This is a genomic window from Paenibacillus alginolyticus DSM 5050 = NBRC 15375, from assembly GCF_000422905.1.
In the GTDB taxonomy this organism is placed as follows: Bacteria; Bacillota; Bacilli; order Paenibacillales; family NBRC-103111; genus Paenibacillus_E; species Paenibacillus_E alginolyticus.
In genome coordinates this window covers 50,414-65,397 of record NZ_AUGY01000011.1, presented here as the reverse complement: position 1 = coordinate 65,397, position 14,984 = coordinate 50,414, and the positions used below count along the sequence as shown (strand labels likewise).

The 14,984-nt window shown below is 49.0% G+C and carries 10 protein-coding genes and 1 pseudogene; 2 read left to right on the top strand and 9 right to left on the bottom strand.

Annotated elements, in window-relative coordinates; genetic code table 11:
• The first annotated feature begins 147 nt into the window (after positions 1-147).
• A complete protein-coding gene (locus G519_RS41845; RefSeq protein ID WP_051253110.1) occupies positions 148-2,289 on the top strand; it encodes an ATP-binding cassette domain-containing protein in 2,142 nt (713 codons plus the stop codon).
• On the opposite strand, the gene G519_RS0105505 is transcribed toward G519_RS41845, so the two are convergent.
• Together G519_RS0105505 and G519_RS41840 are read right to left on the bottom strand one after the other, a co-directional pair.
• Positions 2,253-2,861 carry an SET domain-containing protein gene (locus G519_RS0105505; RefSeq protein ID WP_029193832.1) on the bottom strand — a complete coding sequence of 203 codons (609 nt, stop codon included), beginning with the start codon at positions 2,859-2,861 and terminating at the stop codon, positions 2,253-2,255. The genes G519_RS41845 and G519_RS0105505 overlap by 37 nt on opposite strands.
• Positions 2,862-2,967: 106 nt before the next feature.
• Positions 2,968-3,771, bottom strand: a complete 804-nt coding sequence (locus G519_RS41840) for a helix-turn-helix transcriptional regulator (protein WP_161632903.1) — start codon at positions 3,769-3,771, stop codon at positions 2,968-2,970.
• Positions 3,772-3,887: 116 nt separating this feature from the next.
• Between G519_RS41840 and G519_RS41835 the strand changes: the two are divergent.
• Positions 3,888-4,333 (top strand): annotated as a pseudogene (locus G519_RS41835) (EVE domain-containing protein).
• Positions 4,334-4,494: 161 nt separating this feature from the next.
• Here G519_RS41835 and gcvPB read toward each other — a convergent pair.
• The 7 genes from gcvPB to G519_RS0105460 form a co-directional block, all read right to left on the bottom strand.
• Positions 4,495-6,054, bottom strand: a complete 1,560-nt coding sequence (gene gcvPB, locus G519_RS0105490; RefSeq protein WP_029193831.1) for an aminomethyl-transferring glycine dehydrogenase subunit GcvPB — start codon at positions 6,052-6,054, stop codon at positions 4,495-4,497.
• Positions 6,055-6,082: 28 nt separating this feature from the next.
• Positions 6,083-7,498 (bottom strand): aminomethyl-transferring glycine dehydrogenase subunit GcvPA, encoded by a 1,416-nt coding sequence (gcvPA, locus tag G519_RS0105485; RefSeq protein ID WP_036632132.1) that lies wholly within the window; start codon positions 7,496-7,498, stop codon positions 6,083-6,085.
• 85 nt (positions 7,499-7,583) lie between these two features.
• Complete coding sequence (locus tag G519_RS0105480; RefSeq protein WP_029193829.1) at positions 7,584-8,366, bottom strand: SDR family NAD(P)-dependent oxidoreductase; 783 nt, start codon at positions 8,364-8,366, stop codon at positions 7,584-7,586.
• Positions 8,359-11,529 carry a glycoside hydrolase family 2 TIM barrel-domain containing protein gene (locus G519_RS0105475; protein WP_029193828.1) on the bottom strand — a complete coding sequence of 1,057 codons (3,171 nt, stop codon included), beginning with the start codon at positions 11,527-11,529 and terminating at the stop codon, positions 8,359-8,361. The genes G519_RS0105480 and G519_RS0105475 overlap by 8 nt, the downstream gene beginning before the upstream one ends.
• 326 nt (positions 11,530-11,855) lie before the next feature.
• Positions 11,856-12,668, bottom strand: coding sequence for a carbohydrate ABC transporter permease (locus G519_RS0105470; protein ID WP_029193827.1), 813 nt, complete (start codon positions 12,666-12,668; stop codon positions 11,856-11,858).
• On the bottom strand, positions 12,665-13,618 hold the full coding sequence (locus G519_RS0105465; RefSeq protein ID WP_244280029.1) for a carbohydrate ABC transporter permease: 954 nt from the start codon (positions 13,616-13,618) through the stop codon (positions 12,665-12,667). The genes G519_RS0105470 and G519_RS0105465 overlap by 4 nt, the downstream gene beginning before the upstream one ends.
• Positions 13,619-13,687: 69 nt before the next feature.
• Positions 13,688-14,968, bottom strand: coding sequence for an ABC transporter substrate-binding protein (locus tag G519_RS0105460; protein ID WP_029193825.1), 1,281 nt, complete (start codon positions 14,966-14,968; stop codon positions 13,688-13,690).
• Between the last annotated feature and the right edge of the window lie 16 nt (positions 14,969-14,984).

Here is a 14,984-nt window from a genome sequence, read left to right as displayed (position 1 = left end):
TCCAACATCGTATCATGGATTGATTCTACGGAATATGAATGTCAGATAAATTATTCTTTTCTTGTGAGCTTACGTACGGGCTATACACCAAATCCAAACCTGATGTTAAAATAAAGGAAATGGTTCTTTAGTCCTGGGAGGTTATTCATGTTTTCCTTTGTCCGTCTGCTCTGTTCCTCTTTCCTTCAGTACAAACTGCAGACCGCGCTTCTGCTTGCTGCTCTCTTGGTAGAGCTGACCTTCGAAACGTTCATGCCGCTCAGCTATAAATTCATAATTGATTTGGCCATCGTTCCGAAGCAGTATAACCTGCTTCTGCTTATTCTGTCCTTGATGGTTTCAGGCGCACTCGCTTCTGTCGTTGTGGGCATGTACCGTGATCGCATGTTCGCAGGTCTCGGCTCCCGCATCGTGACGAATTACTATAAGCAGCTCTTTGAGAAGCTGCAGAGCCTCTCTACCGACTTCTTCCATCGAATTAACGGTGGCGACATCGTTTCTAGGTTCAATAATGATCTCATTTCCATTGATACGTTTATCAAGCTGATCCCCTATGCGCTTTTATCCATACTGGGGCTTATTTTGAACGTAGCGGTGCTATTCGTCCTTCAATGGCAGCTTGCGCTGCTTGCGGTGATTGGATTACCGCTCTGTCTAATTGGCCCGAAATTATTCGGACAGAAGGCTTATGATGCCAGTTATCAGTTAAAAGAAGAGCAGGCCAGCATCGCCACAGCCGTACAGGAAAATGTGAGTGCGCAACCGGTGATTAAAGCGTTCGGGCTTCAGCCGTTAATGATTGGACGCTTTGCCGATCGTATGCTGCAGTACGGGAAGTTATCGACTCGATCCAGCTTCTTAAGCTTCCTGATTGACCGTACGACCAATTTGGGCACGATGATATTGAACTTGATGACGATTTGCGTGGGATCGCTGTTAGCTTACTACGGCATCCTCTCTATTGGTTCGCTGCTCGCCTTCAGCGCGATTCTACTGAGCCTGAGCTATTTGGTTGCGGCTATAACCTGGCTTGCCCCTCAATTTATTGAAGCGACATCCGGTATGCAGCGAGTCCGTGAGCTGCTCGATGAGCAGCCGAGCGTTCCCAGCAACGAACAAGCTGATCATCTGCCGCATTTTGAACGCCACATTGAATTTCGCAACGTCACGTTTGCTTATAGCCCAGAGCAGCGCAGTTTGAACGGCATCAGTCTGACGATTCCCAAAGGTACCTTTGCTGCATTTGTTGGAGCCAGCGGCTCTGGTAAAAGCACGATCATTAACTTGCTGATGCGCTTCTATGATCCGCAGATGGGCTCCGTGCGCTACGATGGAACCGACATCCGTCAAATTGCGCTGCAATCGCTCCGTTCTCAAATTGGGATCGTGTTTCAGGAAAGTTTCCTCTTCCGATCGTCCATTCGTGAAAATATTCGCCTTGGCAAGCCCGAAGCTAGTGACGAGGAAGTGATGGAGGCAGCACGCTTAGCCGAAATCCACGATTTCATCATGAGTCTTCCAGATGGGTACGATACGGATGTCGGCGAGCGTGGTGGACGTCTATCCGGCGGTCAGCGGCAGCGCGTCGCGATCGCCCGTGCTATCATTCGCAACCCAGCCATTCTTATCCTGGATGAAGCGACCTCGGCACTTGACCCGTCCACAGAGGCAGCGATCAACAAGACGTTACAACAAATAACGGCCACCAGAACGGTCATATCCGTGACCCACCGTCTCGCGTCAGCCGAGCATGCCGATTGTATTTATGTGCTGAATCAAGGCGAAGTTACCGAGCAAGGCAGTCACCAGGAATTACTCAAGCTGCCGGAAGGACGTTATAAGCAATCGTGGACGAAGCAGACTGGCTTTGACATTAGCGAGGACGGCTATCACGTGGAGGTTAGTTCGGGGCGGCTGAAGCTGTTTCCGATTTTTTCAGGAATGGATGAATCGCTATTACGAGATATATCCCACTTTTTCGTGACGGAATCCTATGCCAAAGAGCGGACGATCATCCACGAAGGGGATCTGGGGGATAAGTTTTACATTATTGTGAGGGGCAAGGTCGAAGTGTTGAAAAAGAACAGCACCGGAACCAATGATCGGCTTGCCGTGCTGTCCGACGGCGATTTCTTTGGGGAAGTGGCTTTACTTCGCAACATTCCCCGAACTGCTACAATTTACACACTTTCACCAGTCGTCTTTATCACGCTGCAGCGTGAATTTTTCCAAGACTTAATGAAGCGTGCTCCTCATTTGACAACATTCTTGGAATCACGGTCAAAATGAATGGCTCGAATGGAATCCACCAATCGCTGCTCTTTAGCAGCGATTTCTACTTTATTTTGAAATTCCGGGCGAATGAGATGCGCCAGTGGCTGTACGACCTCATAGTAGTGCTGGAAAGCGTCTAACGCCTGAGCATCCCACACATCAGCGTATTGCTGCAAATCGCCGGGCATCACTCGCCTTCGATCGGTTCCTTCCTCCGGGAAGCATTCAAACGGTTCATCCACATTCAGCGAGCCGTAATCATCGGTTAGCTGCTCCCCAGGGTGAATATCACGGACCGCGATTTCAATCTCGTACGCCGTTCCAATACAGTTAGCATGGAAGCTGTGATTCACATAACGGCCATTGTCCCAGCAAAGGATGTACTTCCCATCCTGATTGCGATAGGAGTACTTTAGAACTAGCTTCTTCCTATCTTCCTCGAGCGCCTGAACCGCTTCCGGCTCTAGAATTTGATCCAAATCATCGAGTGCCCAAGTAATCGTCCCTTTGGGAATAAGCCTGGTAGCGAAAACCCCGAAACCGATCTTGTCATCAATGTATCGCAGTTCCGTATGCGGATGCATCATGTTTGTACTCTCCTTGCCGAAAATTGGCGGTATTTGTCTTTTTATATTATATTATCGATTGGATTGTCGATTCCTGCTTTTCCCAGAAATTCATGATTCAAAACTCTCAAGAAGGTTCCAGTTCCCGATAAGCATCGACAAGGAACGCTGCGTGATCTTTGATGCTCTCGCGCAACGATTGTGGCTGTAACACACGTGCGTACCGCCCCCAACTGAGTACCCATTGCAGAATATCTTGTTCATTTCGACAATGCAGCGTCACAAGGACATCGTCCTCTCGTTCCTCCAAATTTGTTAAATAGAAAGAGGGATTTTCTCGAACCCAAGAAGCTGCCTCTTTTGTGAACGATACGGTCACTTCTACTAGAAAGTTTTGTTCTGGCTCATACTCACTCATCCGAAATTCGGAGGGACGCGCAAAGGTGCTTGTCAACAGAGTAACAGACTCCATACGCTCCAAACGAAATTGACGCAGTTCATTGCGCATGGTGCAATGACCCACGAAGTACCAGATTCCTCTCTGATGAACGAGTCCGTAAGGATGAGCGTTTCGTGTACATGAGGGTTCTTCGGATGCATAAGGGGAAGATCGGCGGCTTCTATACGTAAAAGAGAGCTCACGTTGTTCCAACACGGCTCTGCGTACAAGCCCTAATATTTCTTGATCGGATTCCGTGATGTTCGGGGCATGAAAAGCTTCGTCCAAGTTCAGAAGATGAATACTGTCACGCAGCTGTTGAACCTGTATCCGTTGCTTTTCAGGCATAATTGCCTCTATTTTCTCTTGTGCTGTATGCGCAACTTCAGCATATGTACTGTCAAAAGTAGTAGCTACATAGTCGCTCCCGAGTAACAGCATGGACGCCTCTAGAGCAGTAAATTGAATCGGCGGTAGAAAGAACCCTTCCATGAGCTCATACCCAATACCTGGTGTTGAGCGGAGTGGTATGCCTGATATCGAGAGGGCCTCCATATCACGGTTGAAAGAATGGGACGAAAAATTGAACTCAAGGTTGTGTGAATTATATGGAAAATAATAATCTTCGTTATTGGATCGGAGTTGTCTCTAAATCGCACGTCATAAGAGGAGTAGAAGGTGGCTTTGCACAATTGTGTCACGGAAAAGCCGCATCCTTAAAGCGAATGAGACAGGGAGATTGGCTAATCTATTACTCCCCAAAAACGGATTTAAACAGCGGTGAACCTTTACAAGCATTTACAGCAATTGGACAAGTGAGAGGTGACGAAGTGTACGAGTATCCTATGAGTGAATCCTTCATTCCATATCGACGCAACATAGATTATTATGAGTGTACGGAGGCTCCCGCCCATTCCCTCTTGGAGAGAATGAGTTTCACCAAGGGAAACCGAAATTGGGGATATCGCTTTCGCAGGGACACTTTGAAATTGATCTAACGGATTTCACAGTTATTTCAGAAGCTATGAGAAAGCAATGTGTTTTCTACAATTGAATTTACAAATGAATAAAGTGGGATCCCTTATTAAAATATTGGATTCCACTTATTGTGTTTAGAGTTTGTCCCTCATACTTACAAACAGAAAAGACCCCTCACGGAGCCTCTCTGTTCAACAATAATTACAGATGATAACAAGATAAATATGATAGTTCGATTTATACCAGTTGAGTCTTCTTCAAATACGCCCGCCAAGTAATGCACCATTGCTTCGGATCATCTAGAGACGACTCGTCGTTCCGATGAACGGTACTGTTATGCGGAGCTGACCGCACAATATCAGGTTGTGTGTAGGCCTCATTCGAAATATGCTCCAGCGCATGGATGTATTCGTCCAGATCCTCTTTGGAATACGACTCTGTCGGCTCTAAGGTAAACGGCTGCTTCACGATATACGGGTGATGGGACGTCCAGTAGTGCAGGCCGAAATCACACATCCGGCGAGTGATATCCTCTGTCGTGACACCTGTCTCATCTGTAAGCTGCTTCCAGCTGTAGCGAACCTGCTCGAGGCGGCGTCCTTTGATATAAGGTGCGCTTGCTCCGCGGATTTGCAGGATTTTATGATACAGATAATTGTTGTTCAGAACCGCAATTTGGGCGACATCCTTCAGCCCATCCGGACCGAGGCTCATAAGCCAAGCGTAAGAACGCAGGACCGTCTGTGCAACCCCGTGGAAGCTGCGAACTTTGCCAATGCTGTCTGCCGTCTGATTCGTCAAAACATAACGGCTTCCGTCGTAATCCACAAGCGGTCCAGGCAAGAAGCGTTTCAGTCCCTCGCTTACACCAAGTGCACCCGTAGCTGGACCACCGCACATATGAGGAGCCGCAAATGTCTTATGCAGATTGAAGAAGCACATGTCGAAGCCCGCTTCCTTCGCTCTCGTGATGCCAAGCAAGCCGTTTGCGTTGGCCTGATCGTAGAAGCAGACTCCGCCCGCTTCGTGGACAAGGTCGGTAAACTCGCGGATTCGGTGGTTATAGATGCCCGTATCCTCCGGGTTCGCAACGACAAAACCAGCTGTTCGCTCGGAGATGACACTCTTCAGCTTCTCTATGTCTGGGAAGCCATCTTCATCAGGATGCAGTGTGATGATTTTGTAGCCCTTAACTGCAGCTGTCGCCGCTTGGGAGGGGTGGGAGAAAATCGTCGTAATGATCTCATCCCGCTGATCCCCCTCACCCTGCGAATCATGATAAGCGCGAACGATGGAAGCCATCGCTAGCAAGGCTTGCGTGCCGCTGCTCGGTTGGAACGAGAAGGCATCCATTCCGCTGATCTCACGCATCGCAAGGTCCAGTTTATAGAAAATCTCCAGCATACCCTGCACGGAATCAGCCTCCTGTAGAGGATGCAGCTCCATCATATGAGGCGTACGGATAAGCATTTCGTTGATGCGCGGAATATACTTCATCGTACAGGTGCCTTGGCCGATCTCGACATTCAAATCGGAACCAAGAGTCTCCTGGGATAGGCGCAAATAATGGCGAAGCACCTTAGCTTGACCGATTTCGGGTAAAGCCGGCGCTGATTTTCGTTTCATGGAAACAGGTATACGTCCAATCCCGTCTCCCACTTCAGCTGAAATGCCAGCCTCCGTTCCTGGCGGAATGACCCCTCGCTCACCCTGACGGTGAAGCTCAAATATGACCGGCTCATCCCATTTGGCTTGATGAAAATTACGGACTTTATGGTCTCTGCGAATTCGTTTCATGGCGTTCCGTCCTCTCTATATATGTCGATCACGGTTTGCGAACAATGGTTTGAATGGTGTCTGCCAGACGATCTAGATCAGCCTGTGAATGAATTTCAGTAACACAATAGAGGGCACATTGTCCCCATGCCGGGAAAGAACCGGACAAATCTTTGCCTCCGAATATTCCTGCTTCTGACAGACGCGCATTAATTTCAGCAACCGTTAGGCCTGTATCGTTGAAATCAACAACAAACTCCTTGAAGAAAGCTGTTTCTGCGAACCGAAGGGAAATGCCTGGAATGGCGGAGAGTTTCTTGGCCGCGTACTGCGACTTCTGCATGATAGTCTCGCCGACCTCCTGCATACCAGTTGGCCCAAGCAAAGATAAGTAGACACCTGCTGTTATGCCCCATAATGCGGTCTGGGTACCAACGGACTCCTTCCCTTTCTCACGAAGCGCGAAGGATGTGCGCTCATAAGCCACGTCGCCGAAGCCATATTCGCCTTCTACCTCCGTCGGCACGATGCCGAACAATCGTGAAGGGTATTCCATGACGTATTTCTCTTCATCGCGTGTCGCGATAAATCCGGCTTGCCCGCCGCCGTAGTTCATATGCATCCCCAGCGGCTGCAAATCTCCACAGACGATATCTGCGCCATATTGGCTAGGAGGCTGAAGAACGCCGAGTGAGATTGGGTCCACGCCAACGATGGAGATGGCATTCACGGAATGAGCAAGCTCCGAAATTTCTTGTCCTTGGTCTTCGATGATCCCAAGGTAACCAGGATTCTCGAAGTATACCGCAGCTATTTCGCTGGATAGCTTGCTGCGCAAATCATTCAAGTCCATCTTGCCGGTTGTCTCATCGATTTCAACAAAACGCAGCTCCATCACAGGTGTGCAGTAGTTGTTAATGATCATGACTTTGTCGGGATCGACTGACTTTGGAAGCAGTGCAACACTGCGGTCGGTAATGCGGCCCGCCATTCGAATCGCTGTTGAAGCCCCTTGTGCCCAGTCAAAGGTAGGGACATTAACGACGTCCATATCAACCAACTCAGCCATTAAACTTTGGTACTCGAACAGAGTTTGGAATCGTCCGTGATCTTCATAAGGTTCACCGGCATATGCCGTAACGAACTCGGAACGCTGATTGATTTCGTCACAGACAGCCGGAATAAAATGCTGCCAGCAGCCCGCTCCGAGGAAATTCAGATAAGCGGCGCCGTGTTTGTTCTTGGCGAGCAAACCATCTATATGACGGCGCAGCTCATATTCCGTCATGGCAGGCGGAAGGTTCATCTCCCGATTCAGCTTCAAGCTATCTGGAATGGCGTCATGAAGCTGATCCATCGAGGTCAGGCCGATTTCCTTCAGCATCGCATCACGAACCTCAGGCACGGTATTCGGTATATAAGGATGGGCATAATTTCTGTTATTAGGCAAAGGTAACGCCTCCATTCGTTGTTGTACTTATAAAGGTAGTTTAAAAAACACGAACTCATAGATTCTAAACTTGCTAAGCGTAGCTAGGTGCGAATCGCCCTTAAGCAATGCCCCCGCCATCTACAACAAGCACGCTTCCCGTTACCCAGGAAGACATGTCGCTCGCCAGAAATAGGACCGCATTGGCGATATCTCGCGGTGTTCCGAGTCTTTCCAGCGGGCGGCCGCCAGCCGAGGCGATTAGGAATTCGGCCTCGTTTCGCTGCAGCTGTTTCGCTTCATCACGCAGCAGCGGCGTGTCCGTATCGCCTGGCGATACGCAGTTCACGCGAATGTTGGCGACGCCATGATCGATAGCCATAGCCCGCGTTAAATTCACAACGCCAGCCTTGGCAGCGCAGTAGGCAGCTGCGCGGTCTCCGCCTTTAAGTCCCCAACCTGAGCCGGAGTTAATGATGCTGCCTCCGCCCTCACGCTCCATGATCGGGATGATATATTTGGACAGCAGATAAACGCCCTTCAAGGAGACATCAATGACTAGGTCCCAATCACGTTCTTCCAGCTCAACGACCGTTTTACGACGAATAATCCCAGCATTGTTGAACAAAATATCAATTCGTCCGTGTGCAGCATCAATTTCTGCTGCAACACGCTGGCAATCTGCAGAGGAAGACACATCACAGCGGTAGAAACTCGCTTGACCTCCTTGCTGTCTGATGCCAGCCACAGCTTGTTCACCCTGCGCTTCGTTAATATCTAGAAGGACGGAATATGCTCCAAAGCTGGCCAGCAGTTCAGCGGTCGCAAGGCCGATCCCTGAGGCACCGCCGGTCACAACCGCTATTTTTCCCGATAAGTTCAAAACGTCTTGTGTATTAAGCATGGTTTGTACCCTCCTGTTGTAGCTGTTTCACTTCTAATTTCATTTGATGACTCAACCGGTCCGGTGAGGCATCTTCGGATAGAAATGGCTTAAGCAGCATCCGGAAACGGAATGCTTCCGATGTGACTGTGTTCTCTGGGGATTGAGCCGGTCCACAACTGTTGCTGCCCAGACCATTCTGCCTGTAATCCAAGTTGAGTGTAATGAAATCCCGCGGAACAAGATCACTCGCATGTTTGGCTGCTTCTAAGTCAGCGTCGGTATAGCGTCGTGCACTGAATTCAAGTGTCGGTGCTCCTACCGCGAGCAGACCGATTCCGGCGCCATCTGTTATGGATATCCACCTTACATCTGTGCGGTTGCCGTTTTCCTGCGGATAAATATATGGCGTGAATAGTTCATCAACAGACTTCCGATACACACCGAAGCGTCCTGCTTCTTTGCTGTCGGAGTAGTTCTCTCCCGGACCACGTCCATACCATTTCACAGCGTCTATGTCCCCCGGTATCTCCATTTGGAGTCCAATCTTCGGAAGCATGGCAGGCGGCTTGCCTTCTGGAACGCCATGCACGTCGATCACGATAAGACCTGAGCCCGTTATGGTGTAAGTCGTTTCACATCGGAAGCCCCAGTCGAATACTGGTGGTGCAATGCGAGACTCCCAAGTTATACGAATCGTCCCTTCGTCCAGCCGCTCCCAGCGGCAATCATCAATTCGCTCGCTGAGCCTATTGAGATGCGCCTTGTACCAGTCAGGCAGGACATACATATCGTTATCAATCGGCGCACGCCAAAAGTTAAGACGCGGCCCCGTGTTCACTAGCTCTTGGCCATTCATTCGCAGTGAGCTGATTCCTGCACACCGGGTGTCGAATGCGATTCGGAATGAATCGTTTGCGAGGATGAGCTTGCGCCCTTCCTCTGCGCAGGATAAGCTCCGCATCGGTAGACTAGCTGCTTCGTAAGCTGACGATTTGGCGCTAACTCCGGTATTTCTTGTTTGCTCACTATTTCCAACTGCTTCTAGTGCGATCTGCGCCCAAGCTACCTCATGTCCTTGCTCACCCCAGATGCAATCTGCCGCAAGCGTGAAGCCGACATTCAACCAGCGCTCAGCACCCTGATCCAATATGGCTAGCTGCAGATCTGCTCTCACGGGAACATACAGCTCTGCACTTTCACCAGGGCCAATTCGCGGCAGAACAAGCACACTGCTTTGGACGGTCCGCCCATCTACGGTCACGCTCCAATCTGCATAGAGGTGATCGAGCGTTACAAAATCGTAGCGATTCATAATACGTATGCGATTATCTTTTATATACTCGACCCTTACAGGCTCAATAATTTTCTTGTATTCAATTAGACCTGGGGAAGGTGTCCGATCCGGACGAACAAGACCATCGATGACGAAATTGCTGTTGTTCGGCACATCGCCGTAGTCTCCGCCGTAAGCGTAGTCGTCTTTGCCATCCGCTGTCTTCCTGCGGATACCGTGGTCGATCCATTCCCAAACGAAACCGCCCTGCAGCCTTCTATAAGCATCGAAGGTATCAAAATACGGCTTGAGTCCGCCTGGACCATTCCCCATGGCATGGGCGAATTCGCATAGGATATGCGGTTTAGGATGATCCACCAGCTGACCGAAACCGGCCATCTTTTCAACAGAAGAGTACATAGTGCTCACAATATCGCACACTTCCGCTTCGCGATCTTCTTCATAATGAATGAGCCGCGTTGGATCTGCTTGTTTGCACCAGGCTGACATCGCACGGAAGTTGCATCCGAAGCCGGACTCATTGCCAAGTGACCAGAATAGGACAGAAGGATGATTCTTATCGCGCTCCACCATGCGGCGTATGCGATCGACATAAGCTTCCTGCCATGCAGGATCATCGCTTAGCCGTGAAATATTGCCCAGAGGCTCGAAGCCGTGTGTTTCCAAGTCGGTTTCTTCCATGACATATAAGCCATATTCGTCACAAATATCGTAGAACCGCGGATCATTCGGATAATGAGCGGTTCTGACCGCATTGATATTATGCTGTTTCATCATCTTTACATCTTGAATCATGGTCGACAGCGTCACCGTACGACCCGTATCCGGATGGTGATCATGACGGTTTACGCCTTTCAGCATGATTGCCTTGCCGTTCACCAAAAACTGGCCATCCTTCACTTCAATCTTGCGGAAGCCAACTCGTTGAGCAACCGCCTCCACCAATTTATCGTTGTGATCCAATATGCCTATCGTCAAATGATACAGAGTTGGAGCTTCAGCGCTCCATAATGCAGGCTTCGTCACTGGCATTGAAAATTCCAGAATCGTCTGGCCAGCAGCGGCGTCAGTGATTTGTTTTTCGGCCGAAACAACATGTACGCCTTCATGATCCAGCAGCTGCAGTTGGAGTTCCCCCTGCAGAGCATCTCCTTGCAGTTCAACTTGAACAGATAAAGTCGCATCGCTGTAGTCCGCGTCCAGTTCAGTAACGATTCGATAGTCAACGATACGTATGGAAGATGGCTCCGAAATCAGATACACATCCCGGAAAATACCGCTCATATACCACATATCCTGGTCTTCCAAATAGCTGCCGTCTGACCATTGATAGACGCGAACCGCCATACGATTGATCCCCTGCTTAACATATGGCGTCAAATCAAACTCTGACGACAGTCGGCTTCCTTGGCTGTAACCAACAAAAGTCCCATTGACCCATACGTGAAAGGCACTATCCACGCCGTCGAATTTCACGGCCAGTTTTCTGCCGTCCCAATGCGGTGGAAGCTCAAACTCTCGCACATAGCTGCCCGTCGGATTATCGTTAGGCACATGAGGAGGATCAACCGGGAACGGATAATATAAGTCCGTATAATGCGGATTTCCATATCCCTTCAGCTGCCAGTGGCTCGGAACTTGGATCTCATCCCAGCCCGACATGTCATAATTCTCTAGGTAAAAATCATCCGGCGCCCATTCAGGCCCCTTCGCATAATGAAACTTCCAACTACCATTCAATGATTTGAACCAAGGGGAGCTCCCTCGGTCATAGCTCAAAGCTCCGGCCGGGTCGGAATGTGGGATAAAATACGCGCGGCTCTTCGCGCGGTTGCGCTCTAACACCGCAAGATTATCCCAATCGCGTGCCACTTTCTCGTTACGCATGGTTGTCTCTCCTCTCGAATCTCTCTCTATGGATCTATGAATCTACTGTTTAAAAAAATCACTAAAATTCCCTCATCGCGGAAAAAGTATACTACGAGATCGAGACGCAAAACGTATCCATTGGAATAAATACAATGGTTTCGCACAATCAAGCCTTGAATAACATGCTCTATTGGAATTAATCCAACAGAAGCGCCAATAAAAGCTCAATCTAGGCGAAAATGCATGTAACTCATTGGATAATTGCAATAGAATGATGATATTCACTGCATGAAATGGGATTTGATTGTATAAATTCCAATGACTTTTATCATAGAAGGACCAATCTACCCCTTAATCCCCGTTCCAGCGATTCCACCGACAATATAGCGCTGCGCGAAGAAGAATACAGCCAGCGGCGGGATGGAGATCAGGCAAGTTATCGCCATAATGGACTGCATATCGACGCCAAACATCCCTTTGAACTGCGACAATCCCAGTGTCAGTGTATATTTCGATTGATCATTAAGGAAAATGAGCGGTCCCAGATAATCGTTCCAACAGCTCATACTCTGGAAGACACCGACTAAGATGAGCGATGGTCCCATAAGCGGAACAATGATTCGCACAAGAATGGCAAACTTATTTGCCCCGTCAATCGTTGCCGCCTCATCTAGTTCACGAGGAAGCGTCAGAATGAACTGTCTCAGCAAGAAAATAAAGTAAGCCGAACCGAACCACGACGGAACAATAAGCGGTTTGAGCGTATTGATCCAGCCCAGGTAGTTAAACTCCATATACTGCGGGATCATGGTGACTTCCCAAGGGATCATCATCGTAGCAAGCACAATCAGAAACAGCAGATCGCGCCCTTTAAATTGGAATCTCGCAAACCCGTAGGCTACGAGCGTACAGGAAATCAGTTGGCCGAGCGTTGACATCAACGTCACAATGACGGTATTTTTCAGGAATAAGTTAAAAGGCTGAATCGTCCATGCATCGGCGAAATTGCTGAATTTCCAAACGGAAGGAATCCATTTTGGCGGGAAAAGGTACAGCTCCGCAGGCGATTTCACCGCTGTCGTCACCGCCCAGAACAGCGGAGCGATGAACAGCAGCGAGCAGATAATCAGCATCAGATATACGATGATCCGTTTCATGCAGACCGCCTCCTTCCGCCGGATTTCACTTTCTTCTGTGATTTTTGCTTCATTTCGCCTTCATAGAACACCCAAGCCTCTGACGATTTGAATACAAGGAAAGTCAGACTGAGGACAATAAGGAACATGAACCATGCGTTAGCCGCGGAATAACCCATTTTAAAAAATTTAAAAGCATTCTCGTACATGTACATCGCATAGAAATACGTTGATTTCAGCGGACCGCCTCCGGTGAGCAGGAGCGCAAGGGTCAACTGTTGGAACGCCGCGATAATGGACGTAATCAGATTGAATATAATGGTCGGGCTGAGCATCGGAATCGTCACGCTGAAGAATTGTCTGAGCTTACCCGCACCATCGATGGAAGCAGATTCGTATAGATCCTTCGGTATCCCCTTGAGCCCTGCGAGAAAAACGAGCATCATCGAGCCTTGCCCCCATAGGCTGGCAACAACCATCGCTACCAGAGACCATTGTTTACTATTCAACCAGTCTGGACCCTGGACACCGATGATCGACAGAAAATAATTCAGAATGCCGTAATCTCCGCTGTACACCCAGGACCAGATCATAGCTAGCGCCACGCCTGAGATCACAGAGGGCAGATAAAATGCGGTTCGAAAAATCGCGCTGCCGCGAATTTTCTGATTGAGCAGAATCGCTAGTCCAAGCGCAACCGCTATATTGAGCGGAACAAACAGCGCTGCGAATTTGATAGTCACCCAGAACGATTTCCAGAACAGCGGGTCTTTCGTAAACATATCCACATAATTGCCTAAACCGATAAAGCGTACTTTACCTACAATCGGCCAATCGAAAAACGAAATGATAAGCGAGAATAACAACGGCCCTAAAGTGAACACTAGGAATCCAAAGATCCATGGGAAAATGAAGAGGTAGGGAGCGACCCCACCCCAACTTCGTTTCCTTCTAGGCTTGAGGCTGGCCATTTGTTTCCCTGCGTTTGCTTGCTGCGGGTAGGTCTGAGCCATCTCCCTAACCTTCTTTCTGTAGAAATCTTATTTCAAATAACGCTCACTGTCTTTGACGGCTTGATCCAGTGCATCCTGTGCATTGCTGCCAAGCACGGTAGCTTCTACGGCCGAAGATAGCTGACGGTTCACTTCATTCCACTTGGCATTAAGCAGGAATGCCGGCGAATTATCCGAACGCTGCAGCATCGTGTAAAACGGCTTGTAAAGTGGATCCTGGTCCTTCTTAAGCTCGTTTACGACACTTACTCTGACTGGTAAATCCGCTACGCGCATCTTGATCGCTTCATTGGAAACATAATATTTGATAAACTCCCAAGCCAGATCCTTCTGTTTCGAATCCTTCGCAATCGATAGGGCAGATTCAGCAATCACGCCTTTGACAGGTTTGCCTGGAAATGCCGGCATCTCCACTGTGCCTACATCAATCCCGGCTTCCTTGAACGATTCCAGCGGCCAGATACCGCTTTCCCACATGGCGATTTTGCCGCCTTTGAAGATATCCTCACCGCTTTGCTGTCCTTTGCCTCCGGCCAGCACGGCCGAACCGTTCTTGACCATATCCCCGAACATTTGAATGGCTCCGGCTGTTGCTTTACTGTTCATAAAACCATTAATCGTCTTGCCGTCATTAGAAATATAAGAGCCGCCGTTACTCCATACAAATCCTTGCAGATCGTACGTATCGTTATCCGCTCGAACACCGAAACCATACTGTTTCTTGGCTTTATCCGTCAGCTTCTTGGAGATTTCCTGGAAATCATCCCATGTCCAGCCGTCCTTCGGATAAGGAATCTTTGCATCATCAAACATCTTCTTGTTGTAATACACGACCCGAGTAGTGAAACCAGCCGGGATTCCATAGAGCTTGTTCTCGATCGTTGCGTAATTGAACAGCCCTTTGTAGAAATCATCCTTTTTCAAGTCCTTGTCCCCGTCAGCGTAGCTGCCCAGCGGCTCAAGCGATTGATGATACGTTGGGAAATCCCACATGTACATCACATCCGGAGGATTCGTAGCGCCGAAACCCGCAGCTAGCTTCTGGTCGAAACCGTCAGCGTACGCTTCTACCTGAACCTTCGTTCCAGGATGGTTTACTTCGAACTTCTTCGCGATATCCTGCTCGATCTTCAGTGCATCCCCGGTATCCCATGTAGCGAATCGAAGCGTCTTCTCTTTGGCAGCATCGTTACCTTTCGCCGGTTGTGTCGCCTTACTAGTCGTACCTTCGTTATTACTGCTGCATGCTGTAAGCGTCGTCATCGCCATTGCCGTTGTAAGAACAATGAGTGAAAGTTTCATGTTCATTCTGTCAGCTCCCCTA